We start from the raw sequence: 22782 nt of genomic DNA, 5'->3' as shown, positions 1-22782 counted from the left end.
GCACCTTTTCTGAGCTAAATCACGATGGCGCGCATTGTATACCTCATGCTTTGGCGTGCGCACCGTGAGCGCGATGATCAGTAGGCCGAGCGATAGATCTTCTCGATATCAATGGCGCTCAACTTGCGCGGATTGTTGCGCATCAAGCGCTCGATACCTGCGGCTTCCGCCGCCATGGCGGGAATGGCATCCTCCGGGACCCCGAAACTGCGCAAACCTGGCGGAATTTCCACTGCCGCGCATAACTCGGTCATCGCCTCGACGGCTTTGTCGGCCGATTCGTGGGCACTCAGGTGAGCGGTTTTCACCCCCATGGCTTCGGCAATATCCTGCATGCGCTCGACACAGGCCATCTTGTTCCAGGTCATGACATAGGGCAGCAACAAGGCGTTGCTGACACCGTGGGCGATGTTGAAACGCCCACCCAGCGGATACGCCAACGCATGCACCGCCCCAACACCGGCATTGCCGAAGGCCATGCCGGCCATCAAGCTGGCGGTGGCCATGTCTTCGCGCGCTTGCAGGTTGGATGGGTTGGCATAGGCCTTGGGCAGCGCCTTGGCGATCAGCTTGATCGCACCGATGGCCAGCGCATCGGTAATCGCCGAGGCGTTGATCGACAGATAGGCCTCGATGGCGTGCACCAGCGCATCAACGCCACTGGCGGCGGTCACGCTGCGCGGGCAGGTCAGGGTCATTTGCGGGCTGACCAGCGCCACGTCGGGCAACAGATAGTCACTGACGATGCCTTTTTTCAGCTGCGCGGCCTTGTCGGAGAGGATCGCAACGTTGGTCACTTCAGAGCCGGTGCCGGCGGTGGTTGGGATCGCGATCAGCGGTGGACCCTTGCGCGGCACCTGGTCGACGCCGAACAGATCTTCCAATGCGCCGTGATAACCGGCGTACGCCGCGACACATTTGGCGATGTCAATGGCACTGCCACCCCCGAGGCCGATCAGGCCGTCATGTCCGCCTTCGCGGTAAACCCGCATGCAGTCTTCGACGATGGCGATTTCCGGATCGGGCAGCACACGGTCAAAAATCTCGTAAGTACGATCACCCAGCTGTGCCAGCGCCAGGGCAACCGTGCCGGACTTGACCAACGCCGCATCCGTGACGATCAGCGGGTTGTCGATGTCCAGACGGTTGAGTTCGGCGGACAACTGCTCGATGGCAGCGGCGCCCGTGATCAGTTTGTGAGCGATTTTGAACGAGGAAAGACTCATCGTGCGCAGCCTCTTATAGCTAGGGGAGCTGGGCACAATAGTAGCTGGGGAATTGGGGTTGTCTCCCATTCAGGTTGTGAATGGGAGACAGGGGCGGCATTTACACCTGCGCGGTCCGCAATTTCTCGCTACGGCCACGCAGCCATTCCAGGGTCAGCAGCAGGATCACCGAGAAAGCGATCAGCAGCGTTGCGGCGGCGGCGATGGTCGGGCTGAGGTTTTCGCGAATGCCGCTGAACATCTGCCGTGGCAGGGTCGCTTGCTCAGGACCGGCGAGGAAAAGCGTCACCACCACTTCATCGAACGAGGTAGCGAAGGCAAACAGCGCCCCCGAGATCACGCCCGGCGCAATCAGCGGCAACGTCACCCGGCGGAACGTCGTCAGCGGCGAAGCCCCGAGGCTGGCAGCGGCGCGCACCAGGTTGTGGTTGAAGCCCTGCAAGGTCGCCGACACGGTAATGATCACGAACGGTACTCCCAGCACCGCATGCACCACGATCAGCGAGAAGAAGCTGTTGCCCAGGCCCAGTGGCGCGAAAAACAGATAACTCGCTACACCGATGATGACCACCGGCACCACCATCGGCGAAATCACCAGCGCCATTACCAGGGATTTGCCCGGGAAGTCCCCGCGCGTCAGACCAATCGCCGCCAGCGTGCCGAAAACCATCGCCAGTGCCGTAGCCGCCGGGGCGACGATGATGCTGTTCTTCAGCGCGCGCATCCATTCCGCCGAGGCGAAGAAATCGTGGTACCACTGCAACGAGAAGCCCTGTAGCGGATACACCAGGAAACTGCCGGAGTTGAACGACAACGGGATGATCACCAGCACCGGCAGCACCAGGAACAACAGGATCAGGCCGCACAGAATCCGCAAACTGTAGAACCACACCCGCTCGATGGGCGACATATAAGGACTCAGCATTTCAATCTCCCCTTAGCTCAGACGCAGGCGACTGGCGCCCACCAGCCAGCTGTAAATCAGATAAAGCACGACGGTTGCCAACAGCAGCAGCCCACCGAGTGCGGTCGCCATCCCCCAGTTGATGCTTGTGTTGGTGTAGAAGGCGACGAAGTAGCTGACCATCTGATCGTTCGGGCTGCCCAGCAGTGCCGGGGTGATGTAGTAGCCAATGGCAAGGATGAATACCAGCAGGCAACCAGCGCCGACACCGGCATAGGTTTGCGGGAAGTACACCCGCCAGAAACTCGCGAACGGATGGCAGCCGAGGGAAATCGCTGCGCGCATGTAAGTCGGCGAAATGCCCTTCATCACGCTGTAGATGGGCAGAATCATGAATGGCAGCAGGATGTGCACCATGGAGATGTAGACCCCGGTGCGGTTGAACACCAGCTCCAGCGGCTTATCGATGATGCCCATGGCCATCAGCGCGCTGTTGATCAGGCCGCCCGACTGCAGCAAAACGATCCACGCGGCGACCCGCACCAGGATCGACGTCCAGAACGGCAACAGCACCAGAATCATCAACAGGTTGCTCTGGCGCGCTGGCAGGTTTGCCAGCAGATAGGCCAATGGATACGCCAGCACCAGGCAGAGCGCAGTGATGATCAGGCCCATCCAGAACGTACGGGCGAAAATGTCGAGATAGATCGCTTGATCGGGGGTGGCCGGTGCCACCTCTCCAAGGTCATCGATGCGATGATCGACCGCAGCCAGCAGGTAATATGGCGTGATGCTGCTAGTGTTGCGGCGCACCGCTTGCCAATAGGCCGGATCGCCCCAGCGCTCATCGAGGCCTTCCAGCGCATCTTTATAAGAAGCCGGCACATCGGCGAATGGCAAGGCACGGGCGGTTTTGGTCAGCAGGCTGCGATAGCCGGCCAACTCCATGTTCAGGCGCTTGGACAAGTCACCCAGGGTCTGATTCTTGCGGGCTTCGGCGAGGTCTTCGGCGGCCGCTTTGTACACAGGTTCTGCGGGCAGGCCGCGGCCGTCCCAACTGGCAATGGCCTCGACCGTGCGCGGCATGCCGCCGACCACTTCAGGGTTGCCAACGCTTTTGTAGAGCAGCGCCACGATCGGCACCAGGAACACCAGCAACAGAAACAGCACCAGCGGCGCAATCAACGCCTGGGCTTTCCAGCGGTTGACACGCTCGGCGTGCTTGAGCCGCTGCTTCAAAGTGGGGTCAGTGCCCGCGTTCGCGGGAACGGCGATAGCCATGGCGTACTCCGGAAATCTATTGTTCTAATTCAAACGAACGGTAGGAGCGGGCTTGCCCGCGATTGTGTCGGCGAATTCAACAGCAATGGCGACTGGCAGACCGCTATCGCGGGCAAGCTCGCTCCTACAGGGGTGAGTGGTTAGCCCACCCCGGCAGGTGTTGCTTATTTGGCAGCCCAGGCGTTGAAGCGCTGTTCCAGTTGCTCGCCGTTGTCAGCCCAGAAGCTGACATCGATCTGCACCTGGTTGGCGATGTTTTCCGGGGTGGTCGGCATGTCTTTCAGGACATCCTTGTTCAACAGCGGCACAGCCTGGGTGTTGGCCGGGCCGTAGGCGATGTTTTCCGAGTAGGTCTTCTGCTGTTGCGGCTGCACCGAGAAGGCGATGAATTTCTTCGCCGCTTCGGCACGCGCCTTGTCCAGCCCACGTGGAATGGCCCATGCGTCAAAGTCATAGATGCCGCCGTTCCACACGACCTTCAGGTTGCTTTCTTTCTGCACCGCAGCGATACGACCGTTGTAGGCCGAGCTCATGACCACGTCACCAGAGGCCAAGTATTGCGGCGGTTGTGCGCCCGCTTCCCACCACTGGATGTTTGGCTTGAGTTCATCGAGCTTTTTGAATGCGCGGTCCTGGCCATCTTTGCCGGCCAGCACTTTGTAGACGTCTTTTGGCGCAACGCCGTCGGCCATCAGGGCGAATTCCAGGGTGTACTTGGCGCCTTTACGCAGGCCGCGCTTACCCGGGAATTGCTTGGTGTCCCAGAAGTCCGCCCAACTGGTTGGTGCGGTTTTCAGTTTGTCGGCGTTGTAGGCCAACACGGTGGACCACACGAAGAAGCCCACGCCGCAAGGCTGGATGGCGCCCTTGACGTAGTCTTCGGTCTTGCCGAACAGCGCAGGGTCGAGCTGCTCGAACATGTCTTCGTCGCAACCACGGGACAGTTCCGGCGATTCAACTTCCACCAGGTCCCAGGACACGCTCTTGGTGTCGACCATGGCCTTGACCTTGGCCATTTCACCGTTGTACTCGCCCGCTACGATCTTGCCGTTACCCGCCGCTTCCCACGGTGCGTAGAAGGCTTTGACTTGCGCCGCCTTGTTCGCCCCACCAAAGGAGACGACGGTCAGGTCCGGGCCCGCCGCCATCGCGTGTGCCGCACCGATCATGCCCATGACCAGGGCGGTGAATTTCAGGGATCTCAACATTTATTGTTTTCTCCATGTGCAGGGTTGGTTGAAGCAGGGGGGCGATTAATTCGCCTCTAAAAGAGGGTCGAGCGCGCGAACGTGTTCGACCTGCCAGCCAAGCGGTACCACGTCACCGACGGCGAGCTGCGGATCGAGCTCGGCAATCGGTTGTTTCACGAAGAAGTCAGTCTTGCCGCAGACTTCCAGGCGAACTCGGACGTGGTCGCCCAGATAGATGAATTCCGCCACCCTCCCTGAGAAGCGGTTGACGCAGGACTCGCTCGAACCATTGAGGCTCACGCGCTCCGGACGAATCGACAGCGTGACGGGTTCGCCGGTCTTGCCGACATTGACCGCCAGGGCTTCAACCTTTTCACCACGACCTAACTCGACGACGCAGCGGTCGCCGGTCTGGCTGTGCAAACGGCCATTGAGACGGTTGTTCTCGCCGATAAAGTTAGCGACGAAGGTGTTTTTCGGTTCTTCATAAAGGTGGCGCGGTGGGGCGATCTGCTGGATTTCGCCCTGGTGGAACACCGCCACGCGGTCGGACATGGTCAGGGCTTCGCCCTGGTCGTGGGTCACGTAAACCACGGTTACGCCGAGGCGCTCGTGCAGGTGCTTGATCTCCATCTGCATGTGTTCACGCAGTTGCTTGTCCAATGCGCCGAGCGGTTCGTCCATCAGCACCAGTTGCGGTTCGAATACCAAGGCGCGAGCCAGGGCTACACGCTGTTGCTGTCCACCCGACAGTTGCGCCGGGTAGCGTTGGGCGAAGGTATCCAATTGCACCATGCTCAGGACACGTTTGACCCGTTCGCTGACATCACTTTTGTTCAGGCCACGCACGGTCAACGGGAACGCGAGGTTCTCCGACACGGTCATGTGGGGGAACAGCGCGTAGTTCTGGAACACCATACCGATGTCACGTTTGTGCGGCGGCACGTTGTTGATGGAGCGCCCCGCCAGAAGGATTTCACCGGCGGTCGGGGTTTCGAAACCGGCGAGCATCATCAGGCTGGTGGTCTTGCCCGAGCCCGAGGGCCCGAGCAAGGTGAGGAACTCGCCTTTGCGAATGTCCAGGTTGAGGTCTTTGACGATCAGGTTCTCGCCGTCGTAGCTCTTCTGCACTCCACGAAAGCTGACCAGAATGTCACTGGCCCCTGCGCTTGAATCAACCTGGCTCATACCCACACCTTTGTTATTGATGACTGCTGTGGACTAAGCCTAGTGGACGCTTTGGAGCACGCAAATCGGGGCGCAGGAGAGAATCGCCTCAGCAGGACGGAAGGTCGAGGGTAGGGATTGCCCTACAAGGATGGCGCGCATTGGCATCCGCAGTTGTGAGCTTCAAGCGGCAAACCGCAAGCAATGGCAAAAGCGGTGCGCGGGCGTGTCGCAAATGGATATGAACACCGCATATACCCTGTAGGAGCGAGCTTGCTCGCGATTGCGTAGCGCGGGCTTGCACATTGAGATCTGACACACCGCATCGCGAGCATGCTCGCTCCTACAGGGCGGGATGCGTAGGCCTTAGAGGAGCTTATGCTCCATCGCGTACTTCACCAATTCGGCCAGGGAGGTGATGTTGAGTTTTTGCATCAGCCGCGCCTTGTGGGTGCTGATGGTCTTGTTGCTCAGGGCCAGTTGCTGGGCGATGTCATTGACGTTGGCGCCCTGGGCCAAGCGTTCGAACACCGAGAACTCACGCTCCGAGAGCAACGAATGCAAAGGCCGCGAATCGGTCAGACCGACTTCGAAGACCATGCGGTCGGCCAGTTCCGGGTCGATGTAGCGCCCGCCGGAGGCAACTTTACGGATCGCCGTCAGCAATAGCGCCGGGTCGCTGTCCTTGGTGGCATAACCCGCCGCGCCAACTTTCAAGGCCCGTGCCGCCATTTGCGCTTCGTCGTGCATCGACAACACCAGGATAGCCGGCGGATTGTTCAGCGCGCGGATCCGCGGAATCGCCTCCAGGCCATTGACCCCGGGCATGGAGATGTCCAGCAGCACCACTTCACACGGGACATGACGCAAGGTCTCGAGCAATTGCTCGCCATTGCTCGCCTCCCCCGCCACCTGCAGATCCTTGGCCAGGCCAATCAACTGTTTGATGCCTTCGCGAACGATGGTGTGGTCTTCGGCTACCAGTACACGGATCACTTTCTTCTCCAGATCAGGCCTTATCCACCGGTACGCGCACACTCAACGTCGTGCCCTCCCCCGGCTCACTCTCCAGCAACAACTGTCCACCCATGATCAGCACCCGCTCGCGCATGCCGACCAAACCAAAGGATGTTGGCCGACCAGTGGCGGCGATAAATCCTACGCCATCATCGCTGATCGTAAGACACAACTCGTCGCCTTCTAGAGTCAGTGTCAATTCGACAGTATGCGCCTGAGCGTGGCGCATGACATTGGTCAGCGCCTCCTGAAGGATTCGGAACAGGCCGATGGCCTTGGCATCACTGAGCACTGGCAGACTCTCCGGCACTTGCACCAGGCACGGGATCTGTGTGCGCGCCTCGAAGCGCCGCGCCTGCCATTCGATGGCCGAGGCAATCCCTGCATCGAGAATCGGTGGACGCAGCGCCGTCGCGACATCACGCACCAATTGGAACAACTGGGCAATCAGGCGCTTCATGCTATTGAGGCGTTCGTTCAGACCCGGGTCCAACTGGGCGTAGGCCAGTTCGCACATGGACGTTTCGAGCTTCAATACCGTCAACATCTGGCCCAATTCATCATGAACTTCGCGAGCGATCCGCGCCTTTTCCTCTTCCCTCACACTTTCCAGATGCGCGGACAACTCGCGCAGTTGTTCGCGTGAACTGGCCAGCTCCAGTTCGATACGCTTGCTCTCGCTGATATCCCAGACAATACCGTCCCACACCGAGCTGCCATCCTCGAGTCGACGGGTAATGGCCTTGATCTCGGCCCAGCGCAACTCACCCAGACGCGTGAGAATCCGTCCCTGCCACGACCAGTCGCTGTCAGTGTCCAGCGCCTGATCCTGGGTCTGGTGGTAACTGGCCTTGTCCTCCGGGTAAACCAGGCTGCGCAAGCCCTTGTCGCGATGGGCCAGGGTTGCCGGCGAGTAACCCACCAAGCTTTCACTGCCCTCACTGATGTAGGCAAAGTCGATCTGCCCGGTGACCGGTGCACGCTCCAGGCGAAAGACCAGTCCCGGTACGTTGGCGGCGATCCCTTGCAGGCGAGCCTCGCTTTCCTGCAAGGCAGCCAGTGCGCGACGGCGCTCGGTCACATCGTTGAGGTAAACCACCAGGTATTCGCCACCACGAAAACGCAGGAAGCTCAGGGAAACATCGGTTGGGAGTATGCTGCCATCGGCCCGCAAGCAATTGGTTTCGAAGCTGAGCGGTCCTTCCTCACTGGCCCGCGCACGTTTCCACAGGTTCAACCAGCGGTCCATGTGCAGTCCGGGTTCGAAGTCGATCAGCGGCCGGTCGATGATGCCTCCCACGGGATAGCCGAGCATGGCTTCGGCCGCGCGGTTGGCATAGCGCACGTGGCTGTCCCAGTTCACCCAGAGGATACCGACAGTACTCTGGTCAATGGAAAACTGAGTCAGGCGCAGCGCTTCTTCACTGGCGACGCGCAGGGCAATGTCCTCCCGGGCGGCGAGCAGGCGCTGCTCCAGGCTGTGTTGCTGCCGACGCTGCCAGAACACGATGGCCATGCTGCTCAACATCAACACGGCCAACAGCAGGCTGAGGTTCTGCCAAAACCCCCGAGATTCGGTCAGGCGTGGATACTTGGGTTGCAGCCATTGATTGTGCAACTGCTCCAGGTCCTTGGCAGGAATCACCCGCAGTGCGCTTTCAACAATGCCGGCGAGTTCCGGCCAGTCGCGCCGCGTGGCCACGCGCAGCAGTTGGGGCAAACCGATGTCGCCGACCACCACCAAGCCCGCAAAATCCGGCTCAACCGACAGCCGCCCCAGCTGCGCTTCGTCTATCACCGCGTAGCTGGCCTGCTGGCTGACGAGCAACTGCAAGGCCTGGCGCTCGAGGGGAACGCCCTGAAGATTCAAATGCGGGTAATTGCTGCGCAGGTAGTCGGCGGTGGCGCTGGGCATGCGCACGGCAACGCGCACCTGGCTGTCGAGTTTTTCCAGCTCCACCAACCCCGTGGCTTTCTGGTCACTGACCACCAGTTGCGGCACCCGCATGTACGGGTCGGAAAATTGCCACAGGCGCAGGCCGCCGGGGGTTTGCGCCAGCCCAGGGGCGATGTCGATTTCGCCTTCGCGGAGGGCGGCCTCCAGTTGCGCCAGATCGGGAAAGTTGCGCCAACTCAGCTCGACCTTGAGCGACTTCGCCAACCACTTCATCAGCTCGATGTTCACCCCGGACAGACGCTGCAAACGGCGATCGTATTGGGCAAAGGGAGCCTGCAAGACTACGCCGACGCGGAGTTCATTGTGCTGCGCCAGCCATTGTTGCTGGCTGGCAGACAGCGGCGCGACCTGCACAGGTGGCGCAGGCGTGGCCCAGCTCATCAAGGGAAACCACAAACAGCCGATAACCCACAGGCAGCGAAAACGCTTCATCGAAATCTCACACACTGACAAATACTGACCAACCCATTAGGCTGCCGGAATAACTTCTGGCCTGGAATATCCGATGCCCCCTGTCTTTCGCCTGGCACTGCCAGCATTGTGCCTGTCGCTGATCCTGCCTTGTGCCTTTTCCGTCGAGGCCGCTGACCCGACACCCGCTGCTGCGCAACAACCCGCCGACGAGAAGCCGGTGGAACGTCAGCCGCTGCTTGAGCGTAGCCAGGAAGAATCGACAGCACTTGAACGAAAAATCCCGCCGCAGGAACAGCAACAACTGCAGGCCGGCAGCGATACGTTTCTGGCCTTGTGGAAACCGGCCAACACTGCCGAACCCAAGGGTGCAGTCATTATCATCCCGGGCGCCGGTGAAACCGTTGACTGGCCGCAAGCAATCAGTCCACTGCGCCAAAAACTTCCGGACGCGCAGTGGAGCAGCCTGAGTATCACTCTGCCCGATCAACAAAGCGATGTCATCGCGCCCCGGGTTATCGAAGTCCCTTCCACGGTAAAAGCGCCTGATGTCGGCAGCAAGGACTCGACCACTGCCGCCCCCATCGAGCAGGCGGCCGGCGGTGAAACCGATATGGTTGACAAGGCGGTTGTCGAAACCAGCGACGAACAAGCCAAAGCCGATGCCGAGCGGATCTTCGCACGCATCGATGCCGCCATGGCCTACGCCGAACAACAAAGCGCTCGCAGCATCGTGCTGCTCGGCCATGGCACGGGCGCCTATTGGGCGGCGCGTTATCTGAGCGAGAAACAGCCCTCGCAGGTGGAAAAGTTCGTGATGGTTGCGGCCCAGGCACCCACGGCGGTGAAGCCTGAGCTGGTGGAGTTGACGCCAACCCTGAAACTGCCAACGGCCGACATCTTCTACATGGACAAGCGGCTGGATCGCAACGCAGCGCTGGAACGCTTGCAGGCCAGCAAGCGCCTGAAGGCGTCGGCATACAGCCAGGTGTCGCTCAAGACGATACCGGGCAACGATAAAGACCAACAGGAACAATTGGTGCGTCGGGTGCGAGGGTGGTTGAATCCTCAGTCCCAAACGGATTGATAGACCGAGTCGCCTCCATCGCGAGCCTGCTCGCGATGGGCGCACCAACAATCTCCCTGCTAAAAATCCCGTTTCTGACGAATCAACGTGTAGGCACTATGTAATTCACGCGTCATATCAGTGGCCTCTCGCACCTGGGCTGCCGTGGCGCCGCTGCCGGCGACCTTGTCGGGATGATGCCGACTGAGCATGCGTCGATAGGCGCGTTTGATCTGCGCCGGCTCTGTGTCAGCGGCCACCCCCAGTAACTGCATGGCGTCCTTGTAAACCTGGGTACTGTTGGGCATTGAGCGTCTGGCGGGCTCGTAATCCGCCGCCAGTGCCTGCACCTGATATGACTTCCAGCCGAGCCACTTGCCCCATTGTGCGATCAGCTTGCGCTCGGCAGTACCGGCGCGACCGTCAGCCCAGACCATTCGCCAGCAGGCGCGCAATACGCCCTCGGCCGCATGAGGCTGAACACTCAGTCGGCGCAGGTAGCGGCGTAATGGGTCATGACCTGACTTTCCCCGGTTGAATGCCGCGATGGCCCGCTGCCTGGCCGCCTCAGTCATCTCCAGCGACTCCATTTCCCGTCTCGCCTGCTGGATATGGCCGTCCATCACCCTTCCGTTACTCTTGGCCAACCGCCCCAGCAGCACGAATAACAATTCATCGTTACGCAGGGCCGACCGACCACCGAGCATTTCGCGCAACTGCGCCCAACTGTGCAATTGCAAGCGTCGATCCAGTGCCTGGCCCAGTAAAGCGCCAAGCAAGGCCCCCGGAATGCTGGCGACAAAAAAGCCTGCTCCGGCTCCAATCAGAGTCCCTGGCCACAACATGTCAGCGACCCGATTCGATCAAGGTTTCGACTTGCGCAAGTCGCTCGAGCGTGCCGACATCCACCCAACGACCACACAACCGCTCCCCAGTCACTTGCCCTTCAGCCATCGCCTTGCGCAACAGCGGCGCCAGCTTGAACGCTCCGGCCGAACAGCCATCGAACAATTGCGGATGCAGCACAGCGATACCGCTGTAGGTCAGGTTCGACCCTTTCGGTTGACCGTCCTGTACTTCACCATCGACCAGCAGGAAATCACCGCCCGGGTGATGAAGCGGGTTATCCACAAGCACCAAATGAGCCAAGCCGGTGATTGGCTGGTGCAACACGCTGAAATCGTAATCGGTCCAGATATCGCCATTAACCACCACAAACGCTTCATCGCCGAGCAACGGCAACGCACGGAAGATTCCGCCGCCAGTTTCCAGCGGCTCACCTTCCGGCGAGTACTCAATGTTCACGCCATACCGTGAGCCGTCACCCAGATAGTCTTCAATCTGCTGACCCAGCCACGCATGGTTGATCACGATGTCGGTGAATCCTGCACCAGCCAGTGCGTGCAGGTGATACTCGATCAACGGAACGCCGTTGGCTCGCACCAGGGGCTTGGGTGTCGTCAGTGTCAGGGGGCGCATGCGTTCCCCCTTGCCAGCCGCGAGAATCATTGCCTTCATGCATTGGCTCCGGCACGCAGACTGAGAAGTAGCACATCCAGTTCGGCCAGTTCTGGCCGGCGAGCGATCACCGCCTCTATATAAGCAAAGAATCGCGGCACGTCAGCCAGGTAACGTGGTTTGCCGTCACGGTGGCAGATGCGGGCGAAAATGCCGATGACCTTCAAATGACGCTGAACGCCCATCAGGTCGCTGGCCCGCAGGAAGTCCTCGAAGTCAGGCTGTACCGGAATGCCCAGGGTAGCGGCCTGCTTCCAGTAATTTTCCAACCAGCCGAGCACCCGCTCTTCCGGCCAACTGAGGAAAGCATCCTTGAACAGGCAAGTGACGTCATAGGTCACGGGGCCGTAGACCGCGTCCTGGAAATCCAGCACGCCGGGGTTGGGTTCACTGAGCATCAGATTGCGCGGCATGTAGTCGCGATGAACCAGCACTTTGGGCTGGGCCAGGGCACTGTCGATCAACAACTGCGTCAAGTTATCCCAGAGCACTTGTTGAGCCGGGTCGAACTCTATGCCCAACTCGCGCTTCACGTACCACTCGGGGAACAACTCCAATTCGCGACGCAGCAGCGCTACGTCATAACTGGGAAGCGGCGCAACCATCGGCAACTGCTGAAAAGCGAGCAAGGCTTGCAACGCATCGCTGAACAAACCGTCTGCATTTTCATTGTCAATGACGTCCAGATACGTCTTGTTGCCCAGGTCATTGAGCAAAAGAAACCCGCGCTCGAGGTCTTCGGCATAAATTTTCGGCACATTTATTCCGGATTTCGCCAATAAAAAAGCGATATCCACGAAGGGTTTGCAGTTTTCCTGGGGTGGAGGAGCGTCCATGACGATAAAACTTCTTCCCGCTCCCTCCCACCGGAAATAGCGTCGAAAACTCGCGTCACTACTGGCCGCAGTCAACGTGGCCGGGGGTACGGCGCCCCAACCCTGCTCTGCAAAGAGGACCGCCAATTGCTCATCGAGCCAAACTTTCAGGTGTTGCAAACGTACATCTTGGTCAGGCATTACAAGGGTCTCCGACGGCCCTAGCCGTCAAGCGGGTCATGCTTTATTATCCAGCATCTTTTTCAGACCATCGAGAGGCGTGCGGCCCACACCGCGGGCAGATGGCACGCAGGAAGCCCGGACTAATAAGATGGCATTGAAATCCCCCGCGTTTCGTAAAAAATTTCCGTTGTTGGTTACCGGCAGTCTGCTGGCCCTGCAACCTTTAGCCACTTCGTACGTGGTCGCTGCGGAACAGTATGACTGCTCCGTCTCTGCTTCGGGTGCCTGGGACTGTGCGCCCAAGACGCCGGCGGCGGCATTGCCACCGCGTCCCGTCCATGACGGCAGCGCAGTCAGCTCCAGTGGCGACGCTCCGGCGCAGACCGGCTCAAGCGAAGAAACAGGCACCAAGCCTGTGCTGGTTACCGAATCAAAAGGTCGCGGCCTCAAGTCCCGTAGCGAAGACTACAGCCACCTTGACTGGGTTCCGCGCGAGAAGCTCACCGCAGCGCAATTGGCCGAAACCGGTCCTTACTGCTCTGGTTCCTATATCGAACCGATTCGTCCTGGCATGAATGACAAGACGAATAAAAGTGACGCCCCGACCTTCGTCGGCGCCAAGGCATCGCGTTACAAGCAGGATGAGCAGATTGCTACCCTCGCCGGCGACGTGGTCCTTCGCCAGGGCAGCATGCAGGCGGAAGCCGACGAAGCGAACCTCTACCAGGCTGAAAGCCGTGGTGAACTGGACGGCAACGTGCGCATTCGCGACAACGGCGCGCTGATCGTCGGTGACCACGCCGAAGTGCAACTCGACACCGGCGAAGCCAAGGTCGACAACGCCGAATACGTGATGCACAAGTCGCGTATTCGCGGTAATGCGCTGTACGCCAAGCGTGCCGAGAACGCGATCATCCGCCTCAAGGATGGTACGTACACCACGTGCGAACCGAACAGTAACGCCTGGCAGCTCAAGGGCAACAACATCACCTTGAACCCGGCCACCGGTTTTGGTACCGCGACCAACGTGACACTGCGGGTCAAGGACATTCCAGTCCTGTACACGCCGTACATCTACTTCCCGATCGACGACCGTCGCCAGTCCGGCTTCCTGCCGCCGACCATCGGCAGCGGCAGCGATACCGGCTTCCTGTTGGTCACGCCGTACTACTTCAACCTGGCACCGAACTACGACGCCACGTTGTATCCGCGTTACATGAGCAAGCGCGGCCTGTTGATGGAAGGCGAGTTCCGCTACCTGACCAAGTCCAGCGAAGGTCAGTTCGGCGCCGCGTACCTCAACGACGAGGATACCGATCGCAGCAAGCAGACCGACTACGAAAAAACCCGCTACATGTACAACTGGCAGCACCAGGGTGGTCTGGACTCTCGCGTCTACACCCAGGTTGACTACACCAAGATCAGCGATCCGTATTACTTCCAGGATCTGCAGACTGACCAGATTGGCGTGAAAAGTGAGGACTACGTCAACCAGCAGGGCTCGGTCAGCTACCGTGGCGACAGTTATACCGCTCGCATAAATGCACAGGCCTATCAACTGGCGACCGTTTCGAATATCACTCCGTATGATCGTCTGCCGCAGATCACCTTCGTTGGTCAGTTGCCGATGCACCCTAACGGCCTGAATTTCGACTACGAGACCGAGCTCGTACGGTTTGATCGTGACTTGAAGACCGGTCAGTTCTCCGATGAAAATGGCACACTGTCGCCTCGCCTGGACACCAACGTGTTCGGCCTGGCTCGTGCCAACGGTGACCGCCTGAACCTCAAGCCGGGTGTCAGCCTGCCAATGAACTGGACCTATGGCTTCGTGAAGCCATCGCTCAAGTATCAATACACCCAGTACCAACTGGATCTCGACGCACAGGGCAAAGCCGACATCGCCGGCCAGGACGCCGAAGGCAATCGCCTCAACGGCACCTTCAGCAGCAACCAGAACCGTGGCGTGCCGATTGCCAGCATTGACAGCGGCCTGTACTTCGATCGCAACACCAACTGGTTCGGCAAAGACTATCGCCAGACCCTCGAACCTCGTCTGTTCTACCTCTATGTTCCGGAGAAAGACCAGAGCGATATCCCTGTGTTCGACACCGGCGAGTACACCTTCAACTACTCGTCGCTGTTCCGCGACAACCGCTTCTCAGGATCTGACCGCGTCGGTGACGAGAACAAACTGTCGTTGGGTGTGACCAACCGCTGGATCGAAGACAATGGCTTCGAACGTCAGCGCATCAGCGTGGGCCAGGCCTACTACTTTAAAGACCGCAAAGTACAGTTGCCGGGTATCGATGCACGAACCCGCAAAGACTCGCAGTCGGACGTTTCGCCCTACGCGCTGGAATACGAATACCGCTGGAACCGTGATTGGCGCACCACTGCCGATTACAACTGGGACCCGGACAGCCGCAGCCCTCGCTCCGGCAGCGCGATGTTCCATTACCAGCCAGAAGACAACCCGAACAAGGTCATCAACGCCGGCTATCGCTATCGTAATGACCAGGTCCGTTACGACCAGAACACCGGTAAATGGTCGGTGGGTGGTGGTGACTACGGCACACCGGGCCAACCTGGCTACGTGAAGGACTACTACAAGATCCAGCAGCACGACTTCTCGGTTATCTGGCCGATCGTGCCGCAGTGGAACGCCATCAGCCGCTGGCAGTATGACTACAACCGCAACCGTACCCTGGAAGCCTTTGGTGGTTTTGAGTACGACAATTGCTGCTGGAAACTGCGCCTGATCAACCGTTACTGGGTTTCCTACGACGAATTCAGTCAGGAAGCGCCACAAAACGAAAAAGGCGACCACGGCGTCTTCCTACAAATCGTTCTGAAAGGTCTCGGCGGCCTCACCGGCGCCAAAGTAGAGAGCTTCCTCGACAAAGGCATCCAAGGTTATCGTGAACGTGAAGACCAAGCTTTCTGATTGTCTGCGCCCGCTCGTACTGGGCGCGCTGTTCCTGGGTACTGCGGCGAATGCCGCAGTACAGTCCATCGATAAAGTGGTGGCCATTGTCGATAACGATGTGGTCATGCAGAGCCAACTGGACCAGCGTGTTCATGAAGTTCAGCAAACCATCGCCAAGCGCGGCTCTGCCATACCGCCGGCCGGCGTGCTGGACCAGCAGGTGCTGGAGCGCCTGATCGTCGAAAACCTGCAACTGCAGATCGGCGAACGTTCCGGCATTCGCATCACTGACGAAGAACTGAACCAGGCGGTTGGCACCATTGCCCAGCGCAATAACATGTCGCTTGAACAGTTCCGCGCCGCACTGTCGCGTGATGGCCTGTCCTACGAGGACGCTCGCGAGCAGATTCGTCGCGAGATGATCATCAGCCGTGTGCGCCAGCGTCGTGTGGCCGAGCGCATTCAGGTTTCCGAGCAAGAAGTGAAGAACTTCCTCGCCTCTGACCTGGGTAAAATGCAGCTGTCCGAAGAGTTCCGCCTGGCCAACATCCTGATCCCTACGCCGGAAAGCGCCAACTCCGACGCGATTCAGAATGCAGCCAAACAGGCAGACGCGGTTTACCAGCAACTGCAGCAAGGCGCTGACTTTGGTCAAATGGCAATTGCCAAATCCGCCAGCGAAACCGCACTGGAAGGCGGCGACATGGGCTATCGCAAGGCTGCCCAGTTGCCACCTCCGTTCGATCGTATGCTGAGCACCATGAAAGTCGGTGATATCACTCCGCCGATGCGCACCCCGGGCGGTTTCATCATCCTGAAGATCCTCGACAAGCGTGGCGGCGAAACCCAGACACGTGACGAAGTTCACGTGCGGCATATTCTGGTCAAGCCAAGCCCGATCCGCGACGAGGCAAAAACCAAGGCGCTGGTTGAGTCACTCTACAGCCGCATCGAGGCGGGTGAAGATTTCGGTGAGCTGGCCAAAAGCTATTCGGAAGATCCGGGTTCCGCCCTCAACGGCGGTGACTTGAACTGGATCGATCCAAATGCACTGGTACCCGAATTCCGCGAAGTGATGGCCAAGACCCCGCAAGGTCAGTTGTCCAAGCCGTTCCAGACCCAATACGGCTGGCACGTACTGGAAGTCCTAGGCCGTCGCGCTACCGACAGCACCAACCAGGCGCGGGAGCAGCAAGCCATGACCGTGCTGCGTAACCGCAAGTACGACGAAGAGCTGCAAACCTGGCTGCGTCAGATCCGTGACGAAGCCTATGTAGAAATCAAACTTCCTGGCGCAGACCAGGCAGCGCAGTGAAACCCAAACGTTTCGCGCTGACACCCGGCGAACCAGCGGGCATCGGTCCAGACCTGTGCCTGTTGCTCGCCTCGCAACCCCAGCCACACCCCCTGATTGCCATTACCAGCCGCGACCTGCTTGTTGAGCGGGCCGCGCAGCTGGGCGTGGCCGTCGATTTGCTATCGGTGACGCCGGACAACTGGCCGAATGTACCCGCGCCAGCTAACAGCCTTTACGTCTGGGACACGCCGCTCGCGGCGCCCGTGACGGCAGGCCAGCTCGATACGGTCAATGCCCCATTCGTTCTGCAAACCCTGACCCGCGCAGGCCAGGGCTGCCTGGACGGGCATTTCGCCGGCATGATCACCGCGCCGGTGCACAAGGGCGTGATCAACGAATCGGGGATCGCCTTTTCCGGCCACACCGAGTTTCTTGCCGACCTGACGCATACCGCACAGGTGGTGATGATGCTCGCCACTCGCGGCTTGCGCGTGGCACTGGTAACCACTCACCTGCCCCTGCGCGACATTGCCGATGCAATCACGCCGGAGCGCCTGGAGCGGGTCACGCGGATCCTGCACACCGACCTGCAACAAAAATTCGGCATCGCCCAGCCACGTATCCTGGTCTGCGGGCTCAACCCCCATGCCGGTGAAGGCGGTCACCTGGGCCATGAAGAAATCGACATCATAGAACCCACCCTTGAGCGCCTGCGCGGCGACGGCATGGACCTGCGTGGTCCCCTGCCAGCCGACACGCTGTTTACCCCAAAATATCTGGAGCACTGCGACGCGGTGCTGGCGATGTACCACGATCAGGGTCTGCCCGTACTGAAATACAAAGGTTTCGGCGCGGCAGTCAATGTGACTTTGGGGCTGCCGATCATCCGCACCTCAGTCGACCACGGCACCGCCCTGGACCTGGCCGGCAGCGGCAAGATCGACACCGGCAGCCTGCAGGTCGCCCTGGAAACCGCCTACCAGATGGCCGAGACCCGTTTATGACCGAGCACTACCAACACAAGGCGCGCAAACGCTTTGGCCAAAACTTCCTGCACGATGCCGGCGTTATCGACCGCATCCTGCGCGCCATTCATGCCAAACCCGATGACCGGCTGCTGGAAATCGGCCCAGGTCAGGGTGCCCTCACCCAGGGTTTGCTGGGCAGCGGAGCCCAGTTGGACGTGGTGGAGCTGGACAAGGACCTGATCCCGATCCTCAACCAGCAGTTCGCCGGCAAGAGCAATTTCAACCTGCATCAGGGCGACGCGTTGAAGTTCGACTTCAACAGCCTGAACGCCGCGCCGAACAGCCTGCGAGTCGTCGGCAATCTGCCGTACAACATCTCCACGCCACTGATTTTCCACCTGCTCAACAACGCAGGGATCATCCGTGACATGCACTTCATGCTGCAAAAGGAAGTGGTCGAGCGCCTCGCTGCGGGTCCTGGCGGCGGCGACTGGGGTCGCTTGTCGATCATGGTTCAGTATCACTGCCGTGTAGAGCACCTGTTCAATGTCGGGCCGGGTGCATTCAACCCGCCACCGAAAGTTGATTCGGCCATCGTTCGCCTGGTGCCGCATGCCGTCCTGCCGCATCCGGCCAAGGATCATCGCCTGCTGGAGCGTGTCGTGCGCGAAGCCTTCAACCAGCGCCGCAAAACCCTGCGCAACACCCTCAAATTACTGCTGAGCAGCGACGACATCACTGCCGCCGGCGTAGACGGCAGCTTGCGTCCGGAACAGCTCGACCTGGCCGCCTTCGTGCGCCTGGCCGACAAACTCAGCGAACAATCCCCGCAAAAGCCCGCCGCCGACTGACAGGCTTCGAACGCCATCGGGTAGGACACCAGCCATCATGTCTGGTTTACTACCCGATACTTGGCCTAGACTGAGTCTCATCAGCTACGCCCCGCGTCCCGCTTCGTTTTTAAGGCCTTTTGAATGTCCGATCCTCGTTATCAGGTCGACGTCAGCGTCGTCACCCGCTATCTGGCAGAACAATCGCAACCCGAGCACAACCGCTTTGCCTTCGCCTACACCATTACCGTGCACAACAATGGCGAATTACCCGCCAAATTGCTGTCTCGGCACTGGGTGATCACTGATGGTGACGGTCATGTCGAGGAAGTGCGTGGCGCCGGGGTCGTGGGTCTGCAACCGTTGATTGCGGTCGGTGATAACCATACCTACAGCAGTGGCACGGTGATGACGACCAAGGTCGGCACCATGCAAGGCACCTATCAAATGATTGCCGACGATGGGAAACACTTCGACGCCATCATCGCCCCCTTCCGGCTGGCCGTGCCGGGAGCACTGCACTGATGACAACGTACGCCGTCGGAGACTTGCAAGGGTGCCTCGAACCGCTCAAGTGCTTGCTTGAGCAGGTCGCCTTCGACCCGATCCGTGACAAATTATGGCTCGTGGGCGATCTGGTCAACCGCGGCCCACAGTCCCTGGAAACCTTGCGCTTCCTTTATGGCATTCGCCAGTCCCTCGTGTGCGTGCTCGGCAACCACGACCTGCACTTGCTGGCGGCCGGGCACAACATCGAGCGCCTGAAGAAATCCGATACCCTGCGCGAAATCATTCAGGCTCCTGACAGTGCAGATTTGCTTGAGTGGCTGCGCCAGCTGAAGCTCATGCATTACGACGAGCAGCGCAACATTGCCCTGGTACACGCGGGCATCCCGCCACAGTGGTCCTTGCGCAAGGCCCTCAAGTACGCGGCAGAAGTCGAGGAAGTGCTGCGTGACGACAACCGCCTGACGCCTTACCTCGACGGCATGTACGGCAACGAACCGTTGAAATGGGACAACAACCTCAAAGGCGTGTCTCGCCTGCGAGTGATCACCAACTATTTCACCCGCATGCGCTTCTGCACCAGCGAGGGCAAGCTGGATCTCAAGAGCAAGGAAGGCGTTGATACCGCCCTGCCCGGCTACGCCCCCTGGTTCAGCCACAAAGAGCGCAAGACCAAGGACGTGAAGATCGTCTTCGGCCACTGGGCAGCGCTTGAAGGCCGGTGTAGCGAGCCTGGAATCTTTGCCCTCGATACCGGTTGCGTCTGGGGTGGATCGATGACCCTGATGAACGTCGACACCCTCGAGCGCCTTCAATGCAAATGTGACGATCACGGCCATGCCCTGCCGCCAGTCGTCCCATCCACTTCCGTATCTACGCCAGCCAGCGCCCAGCGCTAGACTGCGCGTTCAGCCGAGCCACAGGAACCCGCCATGAGCGAATTCAAACGCATCCCCCCAGAACAGGCCCAGGCCCTGCGCGAAAAAGGCGCGGTGGTCGTCGATGTCCGAGACCCTGCGACATTCGCCGCCCTGCACATCAGTGGCTCGAAGCATCTGGACAATCATTCCCTCCACGCTTTCGTCCAGGGTGCTGACCTGGACGCGCCGACGGTGGTGGTCTGCTATCACGGCAACTCCAGCCAGGGAGCGGCCGCCTATCTGGTCGGCCAGGGCTTCTCGGATGTCTACAGCCTGGATGGCGGTTTTGAGCTGTGGCGTACGACCTACCCGACAGAAACATCCCAAGACCCTGGCGAATAATTTTTTTGTAACACGCAAGCCCCGGCTCCCGCGGGCTTGCGCGACACCAGACGAACGGTCTGCCACAACTAATTACGTATCCGCCCTTTACCTCCCGAATTCCCAACTATCCTTAAGCGCAGGCCATCCAAAACAGGGGAGAGCCGGTACACCGGCGCGCGGATCATCGGGAGTAGCCTTCGCAATTGTCAGTAGCGAGGGGTTTCTGGGGGGTAAACAGCAACTGCCTGTTCGGTTGCTGCCAGCATCGACTGAGTGATCCGGCGTCGGCTCCACGTATCGAGCGAGGTGACGTCATGAGTATCTTTAGCCACTTCCAACAACGCTTCGAGTCCACACGCCAGGAAGAACTCTCGCTGCAAGAGTACCTGGAGCTGTGCAAAACGGACCGCAGTGCCTACGTTTCCGCCGCCGAGCGACTTTTGCTGGCCATCGGAGAACCGGAGCTGCTGGATACTTCCACCAACTCGCGGCTTTCGCGAATTTTCTCCAACAAGGTGATCCGGCGTTATCCGGCCTTTGAAGACTTCCACGGGATGGAAGAATGCATTGACCAGATCGTGTCGTATTTCCGCCATGCCGCTCAGGGCCTGGAGGAGAAGAAACAGATTCTCTATCTGCTTGGCCCTGTCGGCGGCGGTAAATCGTCCCTGGCCGAGAAACTCAAACAACTGATCGAAAAGGTGCCCTTCTACGCCATCAAGGGCTCGCCGGTTTTCGAATCGCCCCTGGGTCTGTTCAACGCCACCGAAGATGGCGCGATCCTTGAGGAAGACTTCGGCATTCCACGGCGCTACCTCAATACCATCATGTCGCCTTGGGCGACCAAGCGTCTGGCCGAGTTCGGTGGAGACATCAGCCAGTTCCGCGTGGTGAAACTCTATCCTTCGATCCTCAACCAGATCGCCGTGGCCAAGACCGAGCCGGGAGATGAAAATAACCAGGACATCTCGGCACTGGTGGGTAAGGTCGATATCCGCAAACTGGAGGAATTCCCGCAGAACGATGCCGACGCCTACAGCTACTCGGGTGCCTTGTGCCGGGCCAACCAGGGCTTGATGGAATTTGTCGAAATGTTCAAGGCGCCGATCAAGGTGCTGCACCCATTACTGACGGCCACTCAGGAAGGTAACTACAACAGTACCGAAGGCCTGGGCGCCATTCCGTTTACCGGCATCCTGCTCGCCCACTCCAACGAGTCGGAATGGCACACCTTCCGCAACAACAAGAACAACGAAGCCTTCATTGACCGGATCTACATCGTCAAAGTGCCGTACTGCCTGCGCGTCAGCGACGAAGTGAAGATCTACGACAAGCTGCTGTTCAACAGCTCGCTGGCCAAGGCGCACTGCGCGCCCGACACCTTGAAGATGCTCGCCCAGTTCACTGTGCTTTCTCGCCTGAAAGAGCCGGAAAACTCGAACATCTATTCGAAGATGCGTGTGTACGACGGCGAAAACCTCAAGGACACCGACCCGAAGGCCAAGTCGATCCAGGAATACCGCGACAACGCCGGTGTCGATGAAGGCATGAACGGCCTGTCGACGCGCTTCGCGTTCAAGATCCTGTCCAAGGTGTTCAACTTCGACCCACACGAAATCGCCGCCAACCCGGTCCACTTGCTGTATGTGCTGGAACAGCAGATCGAACAGGAACAATTCCAGGCTGAAACCCGCGAGCGCTACCTGCGCTACCTCAAGGAATACCTGGCTCCTCGATACATCGAGTTCATCGGCAAGGAAATCCAGACGGCCTACCTCGAGTCCTACAGCGAGTACGGCCAGAACATCTTCGATCGCTACGTGCTCTACGCCGACTTCTGGATCCAGGACCAGGAATACCGCGACCCGGAAACCGGCGAAATCCTCAATCGCGTAGCATTGAACGAAGAACTGGAAAAAATCGAGAAACCGGCCGGCATCAGCAATCCGAAGGACTTCCGCAACGAAATCGTCAACTTCGTGCTGCGCGCCCGAGCCAACAACAACGGCAAGAACCCGACCTGGCTCAGCTACGAAAAACTGCGGGTGGTCATCGAGAAGAAAATGTTCTCCAACACCGAAGACCTCCTGCCGGTCATCAGCTTCAACGCCAAGGCCAGCAAAGAGGATCAGCAGAAACACAACGACTTCGTCACACGAATGGTCGAGCGCGGTTACACCGACAAACAGGTACGGCTGCTGTCCGAATGGTACCTGCGAGTCAGGAAATCTCAGTGAAGCAGCTGCAAGCTACAAGTTACAAGCTGCAAGGA

19 protein-coding genes are annotated in these 22782 nt (G+C 59.4%); 9 read left to right on the top strand and 10 right to left on the bottom strand.

Annotated features, from left to right (window positions below; all coding sequences use genetic code 11):
• Positions 1-77 precede the first annotated feature (77 nt).
• The 7 genes from AB4O36_RS28730 to AB4O36_RS28700 all read right to left on the bottom strand — a co-directional run bounded on the left by AB4O36_RS28730 (position 78) and on the right by AB4O36_RS28700 (position 9174).
• A complete protein-coding gene (locus AB4O36_RS28730; protein WP_460140806.1) occupies positions 78-1226 on the bottom strand; it encodes an iron-containing alcohol dehydrogenase in 1149 nt (382 codons plus the stop codon).
• A 100-nt stretch (positions 1227-1326) separates the two neighbouring features.
• Positions 1327-2151: an ABC transporter permease gene (locus AB4O36_RS28725; protein ID WP_460120361.1), complete on the bottom strand. Its 825-nt coding sequence runs from the start codon at positions 2149-2151 to the stop codon at positions 1327-1329.
• A gap of 12 nt (positions 2152-2163) precedes the next feature.
• Positions 2164-3411, bottom strand: a complete 1248-nt coding sequence (locus AB4O36_RS28720; RefSeq protein ID WP_460120360.1) for an ABC transporter permease — start codon at positions 3409-3411, stop codon at positions 2164-2166.
• 164 nt (positions 3412-3575) lie between these two features.
• Entirely contained in the window at positions 3576-4619 is a 1044-nt protein-coding gene (locus AB4O36_RS28715; RefSeq protein WP_460120358.1) for an ABC transporter substrate-binding protein, read from the bottom strand.
• Positions 4620-4664: 45 nt separating this feature from the next.
• The gene (locus AB4O36_RS28710; RefSeq protein WP_460120356.1) at positions 4665-5789 is read right to left on the bottom strand and encodes an ABC transporter ATP-binding protein; all 1125 of its coding nucleotides are present in this window, start codon (positions 5787-5789) and stop codon (positions 4665-4667) included.
• Positions 5790-6134: 345 nt separating this feature from the next.
• A complete protein-coding gene (locus tag AB4O36_RS28705) occupies positions 6135-6764 on the bottom strand; it encodes a response regulator (RefSeq protein ID WP_368555640.1) in 630 nt (209 codons plus the stop codon).
• A gap of 13 nt (positions 6765-6777) precedes the next feature.
• Positions 6778-9174, bottom strand: coding sequence for a PAS domain-containing sensor histidine kinase (locus tag AB4O36_RS28700; protein ID WP_460140805.1), 2397 nt, complete (start codon positions 9172-9174; stop codon positions 6778-6780).
• 73 nt (positions 9175-9247) lie between these two features.
• Here AB4O36_RS28700 and AB4O36_RS28695 point away from each other — a divergent pair, with 73 nt between their 5' ends.
• Positions 9248-10240 (top strand): alpha/beta hydrolase family protein, encoded by a 993-nt coding sequence (locus tag AB4O36_RS28695; RefSeq protein WP_460140804.1) that lies wholly within the window; start codon positions 9248-9250, stop codon positions 10238-10240.
• Between the two features lie 59 nt (positions 10241-10299).
• Here AB4O36_RS28695 and AB4O36_RS28690 read toward each other — a convergent pair whose 3' ends face one another.
• The 3 genes from AB4O36_RS28690 to AB4O36_RS28680 are packed head-to-tail and all read right to left on the bottom strand — an operon-like array spanning position 10300 to position 12753.
• The gene (locus tag AB4O36_RS28690) at positions 10300-11064 is read right to left on the bottom strand and encodes a TerB family tellurite resistance protein (RefSeq protein WP_460140803.1); all 765 of its coding nucleotides are present in this window, start codon (positions 11062-11064) and stop codon (positions 10300-10302) included.
• A gap of 1 nt (position 11065) precedes the next feature.
• A complete protein-coding gene (gene murU / locus AB4O36_RS28685) occupies positions 11066-11737 on the bottom strand; it encodes an N-acetylmuramate alpha-1-phosphate uridylyltransferase MurU (RefSeq protein ID WP_460140802.1) in 672 nt (223 codons plus the stop codon).
• Positions 11734-12753, bottom strand: coding sequence for an aminoglycoside phosphotransferase family protein (locus AB4O36_RS28680; protein ID WP_460140801.1), 1020 nt, complete (start codon positions 12751-12753; stop codon positions 11734-11736). Before AB4O36_RS28680 ends, murU begins: the two co-directional genes overlap by 4 nt.
• Positions 12754-12883: 130 nt before the next feature.
• On the opposite strand from AB4O36_RS28680, the gene AB4O36_RS28675 reads away from it, so the two are divergent.
• The 8 genes from AB4O36_RS28675 to AB4O36_RS28640 all read left to right on the top strand — a co-directional run bounded on the left by AB4O36_RS28675 (position 12884) and on the right by AB4O36_RS28640 (position 22747).
• Positions 12884-15682, top strand: a complete 2799-nt coding sequence (locus AB4O36_RS28675) for an LPS-assembly protein LptD (RefSeq protein ID WP_460120345.1) — start codon at positions 12884-12886, stop codon at positions 15680-15682.
• A complete protein-coding gene (surA, locus tag AB4O36_RS28670; protein ID WP_460120343.1) occupies positions 15657-16979 on the top strand; it encodes a peptidylprolyl isomerase SurA in 1323 nt (440 codons plus the stop codon). Before AB4O36_RS28675 ends, surA begins: the two co-directional genes overlap by 26 nt.
• The gene (gene pdxA, locus AB4O36_RS28665) at positions 16976-17965 is read left to right on the top strand and encodes a 4-hydroxythreonine-4-phosphate dehydrogenase PdxA (RefSeq protein ID WP_460140800.1); all 990 of its coding nucleotides are present in this window, start codon (positions 16976-16978) and stop codon (positions 17963-17965) included. The genes surA and pdxA overlap by 4 nt, the downstream gene beginning before the upstream one ends.
• A complete protein-coding gene (gene rsmA, locus AB4O36_RS28660; protein WP_460140799.1) occupies positions 17962-18780 on the top strand; it encodes a 16S rRNA (adenine(1518)-N(6)/adenine(1519)-N(6))-dimethyltransferase RsmA in 819 nt (272 codons plus the stop codon). Before pdxA ends, rsmA begins: the two co-directional genes overlap by 4 nt.
• A 123-nt stretch (positions 18781-18903) precedes the next feature.
• Positions 18904-19284 (top strand): Co2+/Mg2+ efflux protein ApaG, encoded by a 381-nt coding sequence (apaG, locus tag AB4O36_RS28655; protein WP_460140798.1) that lies wholly within the window; start codon positions 18904-18906, stop codon positions 19282-19284.
• Positions 19284-20165: a symmetrical bis(5'-nucleosyl)-tetraphosphatase gene (locus AB4O36_RS28650; protein ID WP_460140797.1), complete on the top strand. Its 882-nt coding sequence runs from the start codon at positions 19284-19286 to the stop codon at positions 20163-20165. Before apaG ends, AB4O36_RS28650 begins: the two co-directional genes overlap by 1 nt.
• A gap of 33 nt (positions 20166-20198) precedes the next feature.
• Entirely contained in the window at positions 20199-20528 is a 330-nt protein-coding gene (gene glpE / locus AB4O36_RS28645; RefSeq protein ID WP_460140796.1) for a thiosulfate sulfurtransferase GlpE, read from the top strand.
• Positions 20529-20824: 296 nt separating this feature from the next.
• Positions 20825-22747 (top strand): PrkA family serine protein kinase, encoded by a 1923-nt coding sequence (locus AB4O36_RS28640; RefSeq protein WP_460120329.1) that lies wholly within the window; start codon positions 20825-20827, stop codon positions 22745-22747.
• Positions 22748-22782: the final 35 nt, after the last annotated feature.

The sequence above is a fragment of the Pseudomonas sp. S2_E01 genome, assembly GCF_054668365.1.
The sequence above is the reverse complement of the archived record's forward strand: the minus strand, read 5'-3'. Positions and strand labels throughout refer to the sequence as shown.